A 16,241-nucleotide genomic window follows, 5' to 3' on the forward strand; every position below is an offset into this window, starting at 1 on the left:
GGCCGCCATGACCTCCTCGTCGGGCCGCCATGACCTCCTCGTCGCTGTCGAGGACGCCGTTGTGGTCCAGGTCCCCGGAGCTGAGCGCGGCCGCGTAGCCGTGGGGAAGGCTCACCGCGTGGACCTGCCAGCGACCGCCGTTGAAGTCCCTGTCTCCGGGGGCTGCGGTGGCGACGCTGCGCTGGGCGCCGTTGAAGTTGTAGATGGTGTCCCACGACTGCGCGGGCGCCCCGGTTCCCGACAGGTCGGTCGGGGTCGCGACCGTGCGGTAGAGCACGTGGTCGACGTAGATGGCGGGTCCGCTCACGCCGGCTGCGACGGCGCTGCCTGACGTTCCCAACGATGCGCCAACGAGTGCGGCGGCAGCTCCGGCCACTGCCAGGATTCGCTTGACGTCCATGGTCATTCACCTCCATGCCGACCCGGGTGGTCGACTCGGGTTCGAGTCAACCGGTGACCGCGGCAACACTCCATGACGGCCGCGTTACCTGGTTCTTACGAGGTCCTGACGTGGCGGTCTGGAGCGTGAGCCGGGCGCCGGCCCGGTCCTATCCTCGGATCATGACCCGCGTGCTGGTGATCGACGACGACACGACCGTTGCGGAGGTGGTCCTGGCCTACCTCGAGCGCGCCGGGCTCGTCGCCGAGCATGCCGTCGATGGCCTCCAGGGCCTCGAGAAGGCCGCGGCGTCACCGCCCGACGTGGTTGTCCTCGACCTCATGCTGCCCGGGATCGACGGGCTCGAGGTCTGCCGTCGCCTGCGGTCGCAGCTACCCGGCGTGCCGGTCGTCATGCTCACCGCCCGGGGCGACGAGGAGGACCGCATCCTGGGGCTCCAGGTCGGCGCCGACGACTACGTCACCAAGCCCTTCAGTCCGCGCGAGCTCGTCCTGCGCGTGCAGTCGGTCCTTCGCCGGGCCGGATCGGAGTCCGGCACCCAGGATCGCTCCGACGACACCGCGCCACTGGTCGACGGTGATCTGGTGGTCGACACGCGCGCTCATCGGGCCACCCTGCAAGGTGACGAAATCGCCCTGACGGCAAGGGAGTTCGACCTGCTGGCCCATCTCCTGCGCAATCCCGGACAGGCCCACACACGTGACCAGCTCATGCGCCGGGTCTGGGGCTGGGACTTCGGTGACCAGTCCACGGTGACGGTCCACGTTCGCCGGTTGCGCGAGAAGGTCGAGTCCGACCCTTCGACACCCACTCGCCTTGTCACGGTCTTCGGCGTCGGCTACCGCTGGGACCCGGCCCCGGTGCCGGCATGACCGGTCCGCAGCTCCAGGCGGTCCTGCTCTCGGCGGGGGTCGCGGCCGTCGTGGGGCTGGTCGGTGCGGTCCTGGTGGACGCGCTGGCCCGGCGCAGCCCCGCCCGCGCCTCGGTCGTCGCCCCGCTCGTGGTCGTCCTCTGCGTCGCTGCCGGTGTCTACGCGAGCGCCCGGGCGATGTTCCTCGCCCAGAGCGACTCGGCGACGATGTTGCTCGTCCTCCTTGCCGCTGTGCCGATCTCCGTGGTGGTCGGCGCCGTGATCGCCCGCCGGGTCCAGTCCCTGGCGCGCGAGCGCCTGCGCGAGACAGTGGCCCGGGAGCGGGACCTCGAGGTGGAGGCCTCGCGCCGCGAGCTCGTTGCCTGGGTGTCCCACGACCTGCGCACGCCGCTGGCGGGCATGCGTGCCCTCATCGAGGCGCTGGAGGACGGGGTTGCCGCCAGCCCTGCGGACTACCTGGCCCGCATGCGTGCAGAGGTGATGCGGATGAGCACGATGGTCGACGACCTGCTCGCGCTGTCCCGTCTGCAGTCTGCAGGCCTGCGGCTCGACCGGGAGCGCGTGAGCCTCGCCGATGTCGTGTCCGACTCCGTGGCTCGCCTGCAGCCGGTGGCCACGGCCGCGGGTGTCGTCCTCACGGGCAGTGCAGCCCGTCCGGTCCAGGCGCACCTGGACCCGCGCGAGGTGTCGCGTGCGGTGGAGAACCTCGTCGGCAACGCCATCCGGCACACCCCGGCCGGAGGGCGTGTGACGGTCACCGTCGTCGCGGACCCCGACACCCACACGGGTGAGGTGGCGGTCGAGGACGGCTGTGGCGGCATACCGGATGACGTGCTGACGCGCGTCTTCGAGCCCGGGTGGCGCGGCACCACCGCTCGCACGCCGGGCACCGGCGAGGGTGCGGGGCTGGGGCTGGCCATCGTCCGCGGCGTCGCCGAAGCCCACGGTGGTGGGGTTGCCGTCGCGAACCACGGGCGCGGATGCCGGTTCGTGCTCACTGTCCCGGTCGGTCCGGAGGCCCCGGGCTAGGGTGGCCCTGTGCCTGAGCTCATCGCGACCCCCACGACCATTCCCGTGCCCGGCGGCAAGATCATCGACGAACACGTCGGCCGGGTGAACACCGGCAGCGAGGCCGTCTCCGTGGCCCACATGAAGGCGCCGGCCGACTGGACGGAGCCCTTCCAGGCCCCGGCCTTCGACGAGATCACCCTCGTCATCGCCGGTGCCGTGCTCGTGGACCACGACGGTGGCCGGCTGCGCGTCGAGGCCGGCCAGAGCGTCGTCACCCGCGCCGGCGAGCGGATCCGCTACTCGACGGGCTCCGAGGGTGCCGAGTACGTCGCCGTCTGCCTGCCCGCCTTCAGCCCCGAGACCGTCAACCGTGACGAGGAGGAGGGCGCGTGATCTTCGGTCGCAAGGGGTCCTCGGAGGCCGCCGACACCGGCGCCGACACCAGCGCGGACGCCGTCGACGAGCAGGTACGTCGCGCGCCCAAGGCGCTGCTGCACGACCACCTCGACGGCGGCCTGCGTCCGCAGACCATTGTCGAGATCGCCGACCAGATCGGGTATGCCGGGTTGCCGGCCACCGATGCCGCCAGCCTCGGCGCGTGGTTCCGGGAGAGCGCGGACTCGGGGTCCCTGGTGCGCTACCTCGAGACCTTCGACCACACGTTGGCCGTCATGCAGACCGCGGACGGGCTGCGCCGGGTGGCGCGCGAGAGCGTCCTCGACCTGGCCGCCGACGGTGTCGTCTACGCGGAGAGCCGGTACGCGCCGGAGCAGCACCTCTCGCAGGGACTCGCACTCGAGGACGTCGTCGAGGCTGTCAACGCCGGGTTCCGCGAGGGCGAGGAGCAGGCCACCGGGGCCGGCACTCCCATCCGGGTCACCGCACTGCTGACGGCGATGCGGCACGCGGCCAAGAGCACGGAGATCGCCGAGCTCGCGGTCCGTTACCGCGACCAGGGGGTCGCCGGGTTCGACATCGCGGGCGCCGAGGCGGGCTTCCCGCCCACGCGGCACCTCGACGCCTTCGAGTACCTCCGTCGCGAGAACGCCCACTTCACGATCCACGCGGGAGAGGCGTTCGGGCTCCCGAGCATCTGGGAGGCGATCCAGTGGTGCGGGGCCGACCGGCTCGGCCACGGTGTGCGGATCGTCGACGACATCACCGTCGGCGACAAGGCCTTCGGCGACGACGTCGCGGCGGCGGTCGGCGCCGACACGGACGACGTGCACCTCGGCCGCCTCGCGGCATACGTCAGGGACACCCGCATCCCGCTGGAGATGTGCCCCAGCAGCAACGTCCAGACCGGTGCGGCGGAATCCGTTGCGCTGCACCCGATCTCGCTGCTCAAACGGTTGCGGTTCCGAGTGACGGTGAACACCGACAACCGCCTGATGAGCGGCACGTCCATGTCTCGCGAGATGGGACTGCTCGTCCGGGACGCCGGCTGGACCATGGACGACCTGCGCTGGGTCACCATCAATGCGATGAAGTCCGCGTTCATCCCGTTCGAGGAGCGGCTGGCCATCATCGAGGGCGTCGTCAAGCCCGGCTACGCCGCGCTCGAGGAGCAGGCCCAACGCACGTCGGCTGGCTAGCGGTCGAGCGGATCCGCGGGGAACAACAACTCGCGGCGACGGTCCTCGCGGGCCAGGCGTTCGGTGTCACGGCGTCGGCGGTCGGCGATCACGGCGGCGAGGACGTACTCGGCGTGGATTCCCGGTGGGGGCGGTGGCGACACGTGCGGCAGCACCGAGCGCAGCAGGCTCCGGCCCAGCTCCTCGCGTGAGGCCGGGGTGAGCCCGGCGGCCCGGCCGAGGAACTGGCGGACGGCGATGGCCAGTCCCGGCGGCAGCGCAGCCAGGTCGGCCTGGGCTGCCCACTGCGCGAGCGGGGGCGGCATGACGGGAGGTGGCAGCAGCCGCATCGTGGCGCGCTGCGACACGACGTAGGTGCCGGCCGCCATGTCGCCGAGGCGCTTGGCGCGCGGGCTCACCAGCGACGCCACCATCGCGCCGGCACCCAGCAGCAGGTAGATCTCGGGCCACCCGACGAGGGCCCGGGTGAGCGCGTGGCGGGCCGTGATCGGACCACCGTCGTCGCGCACCACGCGCAGCCCCAGGGCCAGCTTGCCCAGGGTCCTGCCGCGGGTGAGGGTCTCCACCACGGTCGGGACGCCCACGGTGACCCCCACGACCAACAGGATCACGAGCGTCCGGCCGACCGCGTCGGAGGTGCCCGAGAACACCGCGCCCACCGCGATCGAGCCGACGACGAGCAGGACCCCGGCGACGAGCAGGTCGATGATGCCGGAGGCGGCTCGGGACGGAACGCCGGCGATCGGCAGCTCGACGGCCACCCCTTCGCCGGTGACCATGTCGTCGCTCGCGTAGCTGCGGTAACCGGCCCCCGTGCTCATGGCCGAAGCATAGAGTGACGCCGTGGACCTGGATGCGTATGTCGCCGCACGCAGCCGGTACTGGGGGCGACTCGAGGAGCTGGCCGGACGACGCCGTCTGTCCGGTGCCGAGGGTGACGAGCTGCTCGACCTGTACCAGCGCGTCTCCACCGACCTGTCCGTCGTCCGGTCGGCCTCGCCCGACCCGTCGGTCGTGGCCTACCTGTCCATGGTGCTCACCCGCGCGCGAGTGGGGATGGTCGCCACCCGGACGAACACCTGGGCGGACATCCTGCGCTTCTTCACCCGGACCTTTCCCGCCGCGTTGTACCGCACCCGGTGGTGGTGGGTGACGACTGCGCTGGGCAGCCTCCTGGTCATCGCCCTCGTCGCCGCGTGGACCCTTCGTCACCCCGAGGTCTACGCCAGCCAGCTCACACCGGCCGAGGTCCAGGCCTACGTCGGGACCGACTTCGAGCACTACTACAGCGAGTTCCCGCACCACGAGTTCGCCACGTTGGTGTGGGTCAACAACGCCTGGGTCGCGGCCCAGTGCATCGCGTTGGGGGTGCTGGGACTTCCGGTCCTCTACGTGCTGGCCAGCAACGTCCAGGCCGTCGGTGTCGTGGCTGCCCTGATGATGTCCCACGACCGCACCGGCCTGTTCTTCGGCCTGATCCTGCCGCACGGTCTGCTCGAGCTGACGGCCGTCTTCGTCGCTGCCGCGGTCGGGCTGCGGCTGTTCTGGTCCTGGGTGGAGCCGGGCCCGCGCACGCGGCTGCAGGCCTTCGCGGCCGAGGGACGCACGGCGGTCGCGATCGCGACCGGGCTGGTCTTCGTGCTGCTCGTGAGCGGGGCGATCGAAGGCTTCGTCACGCCGTCCGGACTGCCCACGGGGGCGCGGATCGGGATCGGCGTCCTCGCGGAGTCCGCCTTCCTCGCCTACGTCTTCGTGGTCGGGCGGAGTGCCTACCGCAACGGAGTGACCGGGGACCTCGACGCGCGTGACATCGGCGACCAGCAGATCGTCGCCGCCTGACCGGATGGCCGAAACCCCCCGACTCTGAAGGATCCTGCGGGGCATGGCCCGGACGATCCTTCAGACTCGCGAGAGTCAGAGCAGTCCCTGCCGCTTGAGCATGAGGTAGTGGTCGGCCAGCCGGATCGGGAGCTGGTCCGGCGGCTCGTCCAGCACGTCCACCCCGAGCCTGACGAGCGCGGCCGCCGTGCGTCGCCGCAGCGAGGTCGTACGCTCTGCGGCGGCCGCCTCGTAGACCTCGGCCACGGTGTCGCGGGTGGTGCGCATCCGCGCGACCGCGGGATCGGCCACCGAGGCGACCACCACCCGGTGATGGGCGCTGAGGGCCGGCAGCACGGGCAGCAGCCCCTGTTCGACGGCGGCGGACTCCAGCGGCGTGAGCAGGACGACCAGGGCTCGTTGGGTGCCGAGCCGGCTGATCTCCGTGGCGAGCAGCCCCCAGTCGGCCTCGACCAGCCGGGACTCGATGGGCGCGAGCGTGCTGATCGTGTCGTGCAGCAGCGTGGCGCGGTCGGCGCCGGAGACCCGCGCCAGCACGACGCGGTCGCCGGCGAGCACCTGGACGCGGTCACGGGCGTGCCCGGCGAGCGCCGTCAGCAGGAGAGCGGCGTCCATGGCGGCGTCCAGCCGGGGCGCGTCGTCGACGCGTCCCGCGGAGGTCCGCGACGTGTCGACCACGATGACGATGCGGCGGTGCTGCTCCGGCTGCCAGGTGCGCACCACCAGGTGCTGGCGCCGTGCGGTGGCGCGCCAGTCGATGCTCCGCACGTCGTCGCCGTCGACGTACTCCCGCAGGCTGTCGAACTCGGTGCCCTGCCCGCGCGTCCGCACCGCGGCCCGGCCGTCCAGCTGGCGCAGCACCGCCAGACGGCTGGGCAGGTGCTTGCGTGCCGGGAACGGATGCAGCGTCCGGAGGCGCCCCGGCACGTCGAACGACCGTTGCCGGGCGGCCAGCCCCAGCGGCCCGGTGGAGCGCACGGTCACCCGGTGCGCAGTGCGGTCGCCCCTGCGGGTCGGGGTCAGCGTCGTCGTCACCCGGGTGCGTTCCCCGGCACCGAGGGCGAGGGTATGCCGCGTGGCTGCGGCCCCGGCGGAGGGCGGCCAGGCGTCGCGGACGGTGCCGCGCAGTGGGCGCCTGCCGGTGTTGGTCACCAGGACCGACGTCGAGGTCTGCTCGCCGAGACGCACCTGGGCCGGCCCCTCGCGGACGAAGGTCAGCGAGCGAGGTGAGCTGGCCAGGAGGACGTCGGCTCCGATGATGACCACCATCGCGACCCACCACCACCGCACCGTGTCGCCCTGCGGCCACACGGCAACCGGCACCAGCCCGAGCAGGGCCAGCGCGACGGCGCGGTAGGTCAGGCTCATCAGCGAGGGACCGGCACCGCTCCGAGCGCACTGTCGAGGACGGCCGTGACGCTGACGCCCTCGAGCTCGGCCTCCGGGCGCAGTGACAGCCGGTGGGCCAGGGTCGCGTGGGCGAGGGCCTTGACGTCGTCGGGGGTGACGAAGCCGCGGCCGTTGATCCAGGCCCACGCCCGTGACGTCGCCATCAGCGCCGTGGCGCCGCGCGGGCTGACGCCCAGAGCCAGCGACGGCGAGTTCCGGGTCGCCCGGGCGATGTCGACGATGTAGGCCGTAACCTCGTCCGAGATCTCGACGCTGCGAACCGCCTCGGCCCCCGCCGCCAGGTCCGCCGCCGACGCGACCGGCCGCAGACCGGCGGCGTGCAGGTCGCGGGGGTCGAACCCGGTGGCATGCCGGCGCAGGACCGCGATCTCGTCGTCCCGGGGTGGGATCGGCAGCGTCACCTTGAGCAGGAAGCGGTCCAGCTGGGCTTCCGGCAGGGGATAGGTGCCTTCGTACTCGACGGGGTTCTGGGTGGCGGCGACCATGAAGGGCTGGGGCAGGGGATGGGCCCGCCCGTCGACGCTGACCTGGCGATCCTCCATCGCCTCGAGGAGGGCCGACTGCGTCTTGGGCGGGGTGCGGTTGATCTCGTCCGCGAGCAGGAGGTTGGTGAAGACCGGGCCCGGACGGAACGTGAAGTCGCTGCTCGACGCGTCGTAGACCAGTGACCCGGTGAGGTCTCCCGGCATCAGGTCGGGGGTGAACTGCACCCGCTTGGTCTCGACGTCGAGGGCGGCGGCGAGGCTTCGGACGAGCAGGGTCTTGGCGACGCCCGGCACTCCCTCGAGCAGGATGTGCCCGCGGGAGAGCAGGGCGACGAGCAGCCCGGCGACTGCGGCGTCCTGCCCGACCACGGCCTTGGCGACCTCGGCGCGGACCGCCAGGAGGGCTGCCCGGGCATCGGGTGCCGCGATGGCTGGCCGGTCCGACCCGACGGGCTGGCTCGTCGGGATGCGGTCGGGCACGTCCTGGACGTGGGTGGGGTGGGGCTGGTCGGTCATGAGCGGCGGACCCTCTCCTCGAGATCTGTCAGTGCGGTGGCCAGGGTGTGCAGTTCGACGTCGGTGGTGGGGGGCGGGCCGGCGAGCAGCGCCGCGACCTGGGCGGGCGGCATACCCGTGGCTGCGGCAGCAGCGACCTGGACGGCCTGCGCCGCGTGCGGCGGCAGGGCGAGGCGTCGCGCGAGCCTTTCGGTGGTGCCTTGCCGCAGGACGGCGGCGGCCCTGGACCGGTCGCGGGCACGGCGATAGATCCGGCCGCGACTCTCCGTGGTCTCGACGGCGCGCACCACCACGGGCAGCGGTTCGGTGACGAGCGCACCCATCCGACGCCCCCGCACGAACGCGAGGACGATCACGGCCGTCGCGAGCACGGCGGCGGCGGGCGCCAGCCAGACCGGCCACCCGCCGTCGGCCGCGTCGCCGGTGAGGCTCGCGAGGTCACCGAGGCCCGGTTGGTACCAGACGAGCCGCGGCGAGTGGCCGAGGGCACGGAGGGCCAGACCGGCGTGCGACTCCTCGTCGACCCAGCGGTTGGTGAAGGCAGCGGAGATGCCCAGCGCCACGACCTCGGGATGGTCGGCGGCGGCGGGCACCGTCGCCATCGCCGCGCCGAAACCGAACGCCTCTGCCTTGGTCGGGTCGTCCTTTGCCCGGTCGTCCTGTGCCTGGTCGTCCCCGGCCTGGTCGTCGCCGCGGGGGTTGGGCAGCCCGAAGCAGAGCGTCGCCGTCGTCCCGCTCCCGCGCTTGACCGGGATGAACCGCGTGTCGACGAGGGAGGCCGTGTCGTCCGCCCTCGCCACCGTCGAGGTGCACCCTGCGGTCAGCGGCAGCCGGGCCTCGAGCGTGCCCGAGGTCAGCGGCAGGGCGATGGCGGCGAGCTGGGCGGCCGTCGGGTCGAGGAGCACCAGGCGGTCGGCCCCCGCGGACACGTGACCCAGGGTGGTCGCGCTGTCGTGGCCGACGTAGGCGGAGTTGGCCATCACGACGGTGCTGCCCGGGCCCGGCTGCGCGTCGGCGAGCGCGCCGATCGACCGGACGACCTCCACGTCGACGCCGTGCTGACGCAGCACCTCCACGATGGCCTTGCCGCCGGTGGGGCCGGTGTCATCGGGGTCGAGCACCTGGTCGGGGGCGGTCGTGGCCAGTGCCATGACCACGAGCGCTCCCACGCCCACCGCCACGGCCAGGGCCCAGCCAGCCCTGCGGCGGATCCGCGTCGCACGACTTCCCCGGGTGTCCGGGACTGTCGCCGAGGTAGCGGTCACGGGGCGACCAGGTGGCCGAGCGGGGGCCTGGTCCGCAGCAGCACCGCGTCGAGCTCGGTGGTGGTGACGGCCTGGGTCCGGGTGGTCCGGCGGTGGCCGTAGCGGACGTCGTCGAACGACGACGCCGCCGTCGCGAGGGCGTCCGCCTGGTCGGGAAACACCAGCGCCAGGGCGAGCGCCACCTCGTGGGCCGTGCGGCCCGGGAGCTCGGTCAGCAGGGTGCGCTCCACGGCCGAGGCGGCCAGAGCCCGGTAGCCGTCGAGCAGGACGGCGTCCCAGTCGCCGCGGTCGGCCGACGCGCGAGCCCGGATGCGGTAGTCCGCGGCGCTGAGCCCTTCGTCGTCAACGGGAGCAGTCTCGCCGCCGCGTCGTCGGGTCACCGCCTCGGGACGCACCAGCCGCAGCACCACCAGGACGATGACGGCCAGGAGCACCACGACCACGAGGACCACGCCCCAGGACGGCAGCAGCCCCGGCCCGGACGTGCCGGCGAACAGGGTGCTCAGCCACTCGACGAACCGCTGCCAGAGGGAGGGTTCGGTGAGGTAGCGGCCGTTGGCGAGCTCGTCACGCAGCCACTGCTGGGCCTCCGGCGAGCTCGGGTCGAGCGGTGGGGCGTCGAAGGGGGCGGTCAGGCTCGTCATCTCCCGGCGGCTGCTCCCGGCCACTGCCGCGTCACGTCGTCCTGGGCTGCGGCGATCAGCTGGACGTCGAAGCCCTCGCGGCGGATGCGCTGGTCGACGTACAGGAGCGCGTCGACCCCGGCGGTGAAGGGCGTGGTCAGGGCGCCGGTGATGAGTCCCGAGACGCCGGAGATGACGGCTTGCCAGACGTAGAGGTTCGCGGGGTCTCCGGTGGCGACGATGCCGACACCGCCGATGATGGTGAGGGGGAACGCGAGGATCTGGGCGGCGATCCCCACGATGATGCCGGTGAGGATCCTGATGCCGAGGACTCGCCAGAACTGGATCCCGGACGTCAGTCGCCAGGACCTCGCGATGCCCTCGCCGACGCCGGCCTTCTCCAGGACGACCGCCACGCCCACGAAGGCCAGCCGGGTCGAGAGGAACAGCACGAGGACGATGGCGACGAGGGCTGCGGCGACGGCAAGCAGGACGGCGCCGACGACGCCCGAGTCGTCGCCGGAGGTGGCGGCTCCCACGACGGCGATGACGGGCAGCACCAGGACTGCGGTCAGCGCGAGCAGGATGACCAGACCGGTCACGATCGTGGCGCCGACCAGGGGAAGAAGTCGGCCGCGCGTGCCCTCCCACGTCTGACCGGCGGTCACGCGGCGGCCCATGACGGCCTGGCTGATGACGAACGCCACGAACCCCGTCAGCAGGATGGCTGACCCCGACGTACCCAGCGACGGGATCAGCGAACCCAGCGTGCCCGCCACCGGGAAGATGTCCTGCGTCGACTCGATGTCGAGCGACTCCTGCGCGGCGATCCACGCGCCGAGGGCGGTCGTCGGCACGAGGAAGACGAGCGTGGTGACGAAGGCCAGCCCCATGGTCGCGGCGACGTTGCCCCGGATGGCCTTGATCACCGCGCCGTACAGGTCGCCCAGGGTGAGCGGGCGCAGCGGGATCACTCCGGGCCGGAACTCCATCGCGGGGTGCGCGGGCCACGGCGCACCGGCTGGAAAGCCGTACCCCGCGGGTTGCCCGGGGTGCGCGGGTTGCCCGGGCTGCTGCCCCGGATGCCCCGGCTGCTGCCCCGTCGGCGCACCGGGAGGAGCGGACGGGTATGCCGCGCGCCCGCCTGGGGTGGCGGCCACCGGTTCTGCTGGCCCACTGGTCCCAGGAGCCACCCACTGCGGGTCGGTCATGTGCGCACATCCCCCTCGCTGACGTGGTGGAACCCTAACAAGCCGGGGTGCCCCCTGGGCGGCGAGCCGCGAGAATCGGTGGCCTGGAAGCGATCGGTGGCCGACCGGCATACCCCCTCCGTGGGCTCCGCGTCAGCGGGCGGGCGCCCTGGGTCAGCGGGCGAGGGCTGACAGCAGCGGCTCGAGGTCCTTCGCGCGGGCGGAGGCGGCGCCGAGGGACTCCTGGCGCGCGACGACGCGGGGTTCGTCACGCATCAGGGCCAGGCCACGGCGCACCAGCGTCCACGGCGGCTTGCGGTGCTCGGACAGGTCGCGCAGCAGCCGCCAGACGAAGGTCACCACGCGGTGGTGGTGCACGCAGTAGGCGCCGGCGAGCAGACCGCGATCGCGCAGGTCGGCGATGATCTCGGCCGCGAAGATGCCTTCCGCGAGGATCAGGTCGTGGGGGGCGGCGCGGACCGTCGTGCTGTCGACGGCCCTGCTGCGCGCGATGTCGTAGACCGGCGTCTTGACCTCACCGGTCTCGACGAGGGTGGCCAGGGCGTCGAGGGCGGCGGCACGGTCCCACGAGTCGGGGTGGTCCCAGTCGACGATGCCCAGCTCCTCGGAGCGTGGCATCGCCGGGTCGTCCTCGTCGCGGTAGAAGTCGTCGAGCCGCACGATCGGCCAGCCGTGGGCGCCCTGGAGCCGGGCGGCCAGCCGTGACTTCCCGGCGCCGCTCGGACCGGCGAGGACGACCACCCGGGCAGTGGTCGTCATGCCGCCCCTGGTTTCCCCGGTTCGATGTGAACACGCCGGATTCTCCCGGCGGGTTCACATCGAACCGGTGGAGTGCGAAGGCTCAAGGGTCAGCGACCCTTGGGGTGCCAGACCGTCTTGGTCTCCAGGAAGGCCGTGACGCGCGACAGGTCGGGCGTGCGTGACCAGTCGGGATCGACCGCGTCGGAACCCTCGCCGGCAGGGCGCATCACTCGCTTGAGGTTTTCGGCGGCGGCCAGCTCGAGGTCGCCCCAGACGACTCCCTCGGCCTCCGCGGCACCGGTCAGGTCGATGGCGTTGACGTCGCGGTGCGAGGCGAGCCACGGCGCGACCTCCGCGGTTCGTCCCGTGATGAGGTTGATGACCCCGCCCGGGACGTCGGACGTGGCCAGCGCTTCGGAGAGCGTGATCGCGGGCAGCGGGCGGAGCTCGCTGGTGAGGACGACCGCGGTGTTGCCCGAGCAGACCACCGGGGCGAGCACCGAGACCAGGCCCAGCAGCGAGCTGCGCTGCGGGGCAAGGACGGCCACGACACCGGTCGGCTCCGGAGCGGAGATGTCGAAGTACGGCCCTGCGACGGGGTTGAGGCCACCGAGGATCTGGGCGAGCTTGTCGGTCCACCCGGCATACCAGACCCAGCGGTCGATGGCCTGGGACACGATGGTCTCGGCGCGACGCTCGGCGACACCCTCGCTGGCGCGCACCTCGGCCACGAACTGGTCGCGGCGGCCCTCCATCACCTCGGCGACGCGATAGAGCACCTGACCGCGGTTGTATGCCGTGGCGCCGGCCCAGCCTCCAAAGGCACCTCGCGCGGCCACGACCGCGTCACGGGCGTCCTTGCGGGACCCCTGCGCGGCGTTGGCGAGGAACTTGCCCCGGCCGTCGACGACCTCGTAGGAGCGGCCCGACTCCGACCGCGGGAACTTGCCGCCGATGTAGAGCTTGTAGGTCTTCCTCACGTCGACGCGTGCCTCGGCGCCTGTCGACCGCGTGGCGGTGGGGGTCACTTGCTGTCTCCCGTCGTGACGTAGGCAGCGAGACCGTGACGGCCACCCTCCCGGCCGTAGCCCGACTCCTTGTAGCCACCGAAGGGGCTCGTCGGGTCGAACTTGTTGAACGTGTTGGCCCACACGACGCCGGCGCGGAGCTGGTCGGCCATCCAGAGGATGCGCGAGCCCTTCTCGGTCCAGATGCCCGCGGACAGGCCGTAGGGGGTGTTGTTGGCCTTGGCGACGGCTTCCTGGGGGGTGCGGAAGGTCAGCACCGACAGGACGGGTCCGAAGATCTCCTCCTGGGCGATGCGGTGGCCCTGGCTGACGCCGGTGAAGACCGTCGGCCGGAACCAGAAGCCCTTGCTGGGGAGCTCGCAGCCGTTGTCCCAGCGCTCGGCGCCCTCGGCCTCGCCGGCTGCCGTCAGCTCGACGATCCGCTGGAGCTGGGCCTTGGAGTTGATCGCGCCGACATCGGTGTTCTTGTCGAGCGGGTCGCCCACGCGCAGGGTCTCGAGGCGGCGCTTGAGCCGCTTCTCGACGTCGTCGGCGATGTTCTCCTGCACGAGCAGGCGTGAGCCGGCGCAGCAGACGTGGCCCTGGTTGAAGAAGATGCCGTTGACGATGCCCTCGACCGCCTGGTCGAGCGGGGCGTCGTCGAACACGATGTTGGCGGCCTTGCCGCCGAGCTCGAGGGTGGCCTTCTTGCGGGTGCCTGCGATCGATCGGGCGATCATCTTGCCGACGCCGGTCGAACCGGTGAACGCCAGCTTGTCGATGTCGGGGTGGTCGACGATGGCCTGGCCGGTCGCCCCGGCGCCGGTGATGATGTTGACGACGCCCGGCGGCAGGTCGGCCTGCTGGACGACCTCCGCGAACAGCAGCGCGGTGAGGGGGGTCGTCTCGGCCGGCTTGATGACGACGGTGTTGCCCGTGGCCAGCGCCGGGGCGATCTTCCACGCCAGCATGAGGATGGGGAAGTTCCACGGGATGACCTGGCCCACGACGCCGTGCGGGCGGGGGTTGGTGCCCAGGCCCGCGTAGTCGAGCTTGTCGGCCCAGCCCGCGTGGTAGAAGAAGTGCGCCGCGGCCAGCGGCACGTCGACGTCGCGGCTCTCCTTGATCGGCTTGCCGTTGTCGATGCTCTCCAACACGGCGAACTCGCGCGCACGCTCCTGCAGGATGCGGGCGATGCGGAAGAGGTACTTGCCGCGGTCGGCCCCGGACATCCGGCCCCACGCGCCGTTGTAGGCGCGACGGGCGGCCGCGACGGCGCGGTCGACGTCGGCGTCGCTCGCCGAGGTGATCTCCGCGAGGACCTCCTCCGTGGAGGGGTTGATGGACTTGAACGCCGACCCGCCCTGGGACTCGGTGAACTCGCCGTTGATGAACAGCCCGTAGGAGGGCTTGATGTCGACGACCGCGCGGGACTCCGGCGCTGGTGCGTACTCGAACTTGGCCATGGCTTGAGGTTCCTCAGGATCCGTCGGGTGCGGGGGACTGATGGGGGGCTCGGACGGTCAGTGGGGGTCTGACGGTCAGTGGGGCTCGGACAGTCAGGGGGGCTCGCATGTCAGTACAGGCTGGGCGAGTCGTCGGTGACGTAGTCGGCGCCGGAGTAGGCGCCGATCGCCATCCGTTGGCGTTGCAGGATGAGGTCGTTGAGCAGGCTCGAGGCCCCGAACCGGAACCAGTGCGGGTCCAGCCAGTCGTCGCCGGCGATCTCGCTCACGGTCACGAGGAACTTGAGCGCGTCCTTGCTGGTGCGGATACCGCCGGCCGGCTTCACTCCGACCATCTCGCCGGTGAGGTCGCGCCAGTCGCGCACCGCCTCGAGCATTACCAGCGTGACGGGCAAGGTCGCCGCGGGGGAGACCTTGCCGGTGGAGGTCTTGATGAAGTCGCCGCCGGCCAGCATCGACAGCCACGAGGCGCGTCGGACGTTGTCGTAGGTGACCAGCTCACCGGTCTCCATGATCACCTTGAGCCGGGCGCGGGACCCGTCCTTGCGGACGCATGCCTCGGAGACCTCGGCGATCTCGCGGAACACCGTGAGGTAGTCGCCGGACAGGAAGGCTCCGCGGTCGATCACCATGTCGATCTCGTCGGCACCGGCATTCACGGCGTCGCGGGTGTCGGCCAGCTTGATGGGCATCAGGGCCCGGCCGCTCGGGAAGGCCGTGGCGACCGAAGCCACCTTGACGCCGCTCTGACCGAGGGCGTCCTTGGCGGTGGCGACCATGTCTCCGTAGACGCAGACGGCCGCGGGCCGGGGCGTGTCGGGGTAGCCGGGGTCGGGGTTGATCGCCTTGGCGCACAGGCCACGGACCTTGCCCGCGGTGTCGGCGCCCTCGAGGGTCGTCAGGTCGATCATCGAGATCGCCAGGTCGATGCCCCACGCCTTGGAGGTGGTCTTGATGGACCGGGTGCCGAGGCCCGCCGCACGCGCCTCGCAGCCCACCTGGTCGACCCCTGGCAGTCCGTGCAGCCAGCTCGTGAGGGCTGCGTTGGTGAGGCGGGAGACGCCGAGGAGGTCGCGCGCCCTGGTCGTCGCGTCGACAGAGGGGGCCGCAGCTGTGGGGGTGCTCACCGAGCAATCCTAGCCGTGTCTCACCCTGTGGTCAGATCGCGAGGTGCCTCAGTCTGCGGGGCCGGACCCGAGGGTGACGGTCGCGGTGTGGCTGGTTCCCGAGGCGTCGGTCCAGCTGACCGGGACCCGGTCGCCGGGGTCGCGCGCCGCCAGAGTCGAGGTGAGGTCGGCCGAGCTGGCCATGGTCTTGCCGGCCACCGCCGTGATGGTCGAGCCGGCCGTGATCCCCGCGTTCTGCGCGGTCTGGATGCCGAGGAAGGACGGCGCGCCCTGGGTGGATCGTGGAGCGTTCCTGCGACCCAGGATGCGGTTCGGCGGCTGGGTGGGTCAGGTGTGGATAACTGGTGCCGTATCGGTGCCGTATCGGGTTGCGCTGCAACGGGTTTCGCGAATCGTTGCGTTGTCAGAGGTGGTTGTTAGGTTGGTTTCATGTCCGGGGGGATGTCGTTCGAGGAGCGCCGCGCAGCGGTCGAGCAGGCGTGCCTGGCCCTGAGGGGCGTCGAGGGTGAGCTGTGGTCCGCCGGGGGTGCCGAGCTGGGTGGGTTCGCGGGCCTGCTCGACGAGCTGGGTGCGCGGGTGGACGCGGCGCGGGTGGAGGTGGTGCGTGAGGCTGTCGACCGCGGTGAGGCTGGGGCTGGCCGGTGCGGTGCGTCGGCGTGGTTGCTGGACCATTC

18 protein-coding genes are annotated in these 16,241 nt (G+C 72.0%); 6 read left to right on the plus strand and 12 right to left on the minus strand.

Going from position 1 to position 16,241, the window contains the following annotated elements; all coding sequences use genetic code 11:
- Positions 1-400, minus strand: a 400-nt coding sequence (locus AC1DVZ_RS18035; protein ID WP_477619575.1) for a hypothetical protein, incomplete at its 3' end; no start/stop codon positions are given.
- 161 nt (positions 401-561) lie between these two features.
- Here AC1DVZ_RS18035 and AC1DVZ_RS18040 point away from each other — a divergent pair.
- The 4 genes from AC1DVZ_RS18040 (at position 562) to AC1DVZ_RS18055 (ending at position 3,877) form a co-directional block, all read left to right on the plus strand.
- The gene (locus AC1DVZ_RS18040) at positions 562-1,272 is read left to right on the plus strand and encodes a response regulator transcription factor (RefSeq protein ID WP_477619576.1); all 711 of its coding nucleotides are present in this window, start codon (positions 562-564) and stop codon (positions 1,270-1,272) included.
- Complete coding sequence (locus AC1DVZ_RS18045; RefSeq protein ID WP_477619577.1) at positions 1,269-2,300, plus strand: sensor histidine kinase; 1,032 nt, start codon at positions 1,269-1,271, stop codon at positions 2,298-2,300. Before AC1DVZ_RS18040 ends, AC1DVZ_RS18045 begins: the two co-directional genes overlap by 4 nt.
- Positions 2,301-2,309: 9 nt before the next feature.
- Positions 2,310-2,675 carry a cupin domain-containing protein gene (locus AC1DVZ_RS18050; RefSeq protein WP_477619578.1) on the plus strand — a complete coding sequence of 122 codons (366 nt, stop codon included), beginning with the start codon at positions 2,310-2,312 and terminating at the stop codon, positions 2,673-2,675.
- Positions 2,676-2,770: 95 nt separating this feature from the next.
- Positions 2,771-3,877 carry an adenosine deaminase gene (locus AC1DVZ_RS18055; protein ID WP_477619592.1) on the plus strand — a complete coding sequence of 369 codons (1,107 nt, stop codon included), beginning with the start codon at positions 2,771-2,773 and terminating at the stop codon, positions 3,875-3,877.
- On the opposite strand, the gene AC1DVZ_RS18060 is transcribed toward AC1DVZ_RS18055, so the two are convergent.
- Positions 3,874-4,698: an RDD family protein gene (locus tag AC1DVZ_RS18060; RefSeq protein ID WP_477619579.1), complete on the minus strand. Its 825-nt coding sequence runs from the start codon at positions 4,696-4,698 to the stop codon at positions 3,874-3,876. The two genes, AC1DVZ_RS18055 and AC1DVZ_RS18060, sit on opposite strands and share 4 nt — an antisense overlap.
- Positions 4,699-4,720: 22 nt before the next feature.
- On the opposite strand from AC1DVZ_RS18060, the gene AC1DVZ_RS18065 reads away from it, so the two are divergent.
- Positions 4,721-5,716 carry a stage II sporulation protein M gene (locus tag AC1DVZ_RS18065; protein ID WP_477619580.1) on the plus strand — a complete coding sequence of 332 codons (996 nt, stop codon included), beginning with the start codon at positions 4,721-4,723 and terminating at the stop codon, positions 5,714-5,716.
- Positions 5,717-5,791: 75 nt separating this feature from the next.
- Here the strand turns inward: AC1DVZ_RS18065 and AC1DVZ_RS18070 are convergent, their stop codons facing one another.
- The 10 genes from AC1DVZ_RS18070 to AC1DVZ_RS18115 all read right to left on the minus strand — a co-directional run bounded on the left by AC1DVZ_RS18070 (position 5,792) and on the right by AC1DVZ_RS18115 (position 15,765).
- Positions 5,792-7,084 carry a DUF58 domain-containing protein gene (locus tag AC1DVZ_RS18070; RefSeq protein ID WP_477619581.1) on the minus strand — a complete coding sequence of 431 codons (1,293 nt, stop codon included), beginning with the start codon at positions 7,082-7,084 and terminating at the stop codon, positions 5,792-5,794.
- Positions 7,084-8,127 carry an AAA family ATPase gene (locus tag AC1DVZ_RS18075; protein ID WP_477619582.1) on the minus strand — a complete coding sequence of 348 codons (1,044 nt, stop codon included), beginning with the start codon at positions 8,125-8,127 and terminating at the stop codon, positions 7,084-7,086. The genes AC1DVZ_RS18070 and AC1DVZ_RS18075 overlap by 1 nt, the downstream gene beginning before the upstream one ends.
- Positions 8,124-9,296 (minus strand): DUF4350 domain-containing protein, encoded by a 1,173-nt coding sequence (locus AC1DVZ_RS18080; protein WP_477619583.1) that lies wholly within the window; start codon positions 9,294-9,296, stop codon positions 8,124-8,126. Before AC1DVZ_RS18080 ends, AC1DVZ_RS18075 begins: the two co-directional genes overlap by 4 nt.
- 92 nt (positions 9,297-9,388) lie before the next feature.
- Positions 9,389-10,036, minus strand: a complete 648-nt coding sequence (locus AC1DVZ_RS18085; protein ID WP_477619584.1) for a DUF4129 domain-containing protein — start codon at positions 10,034-10,036, stop codon at positions 9,389-9,391.
- Positions 10,033-11,175: a DUF7847 domain-containing protein gene (locus AC1DVZ_RS18090; protein WP_477619585.1), complete on the minus strand. Its 1,143-nt coding sequence runs from the start codon at positions 11,173-11,175 to the stop codon at positions 10,033-10,035. The genes AC1DVZ_RS18085 and AC1DVZ_RS18090 overlap by 4 nt, the downstream gene beginning before the upstream one ends.
- 204 nt (positions 11,176-11,379) lie before the next feature.
- Positions 11,380-11,985: a uridine kinase family protein gene (locus AC1DVZ_RS18095; protein WP_477619586.1), complete on the minus strand. Its 606-nt coding sequence runs from the start codon at positions 11,983-11,985 to the stop codon at positions 11,380-11,382.
- An 89-nt stretch (positions 11,986-12,074) separates the two neighbouring features.
- Positions 12,075-12,995 carry an aldehyde dehydrogenase family protein gene (locus AC1DVZ_RS18100; protein WP_477619587.1) on the minus strand — a complete coding sequence of 307 codons (921 nt, stop codon included), beginning with the start codon at positions 12,993-12,995 and terminating at the stop codon, positions 12,075-12,077.
- Positions 12,992-14,440: an aldehyde dehydrogenase family protein gene (locus AC1DVZ_RS18105; RefSeq protein WP_477619588.1), complete on the minus strand. Its 1,449-nt coding sequence runs from the start codon at positions 14,438-14,440 to the stop codon at positions 12,992-12,994. The genes AC1DVZ_RS18100 and AC1DVZ_RS18105 overlap by 4 nt, the downstream gene beginning before the upstream one ends.
- Positions 14,441-14,550: 110 nt before the next feature.
- On the minus strand, positions 14,551-15,567 hold the full coding sequence (gene deoC, locus AC1DVZ_RS18110; RefSeq protein ID WP_477619589.1) for a deoxyribose-phosphate aldolase: 1,017 nt from the start codon (positions 15,565-15,567) through the stop codon (positions 14,551-14,553).
- A gap of 48 nt (positions 15,568-15,615) precedes the next feature.
- Positions 15,616-15,765 (minus strand): hypothetical protein, encoded by a 150-nt coding sequence (locus tag AC1DVZ_RS18115; RefSeq protein ID WP_477619590.1) that lies wholly within the window; start codon positions 15,763-15,765, stop codon positions 15,616-15,618.
- A 231-nt stretch (positions 15,766-15,996) separates the two neighbouring features.
- Here AC1DVZ_RS18115 and AC1DVZ_RS18120 point away from each other — a divergent pair.
- Positions 15,997-16,241, plus strand: a 245-nt coding sequence (locus AC1DVZ_RS18120) for a hypothetical protein (RefSeq protein ID WP_477619591.1), incomplete at its 3' end; no start/stop codon positions are given.

This window comes from Pedococcus sp. P2_E5 (assembly GCF_056403895.1).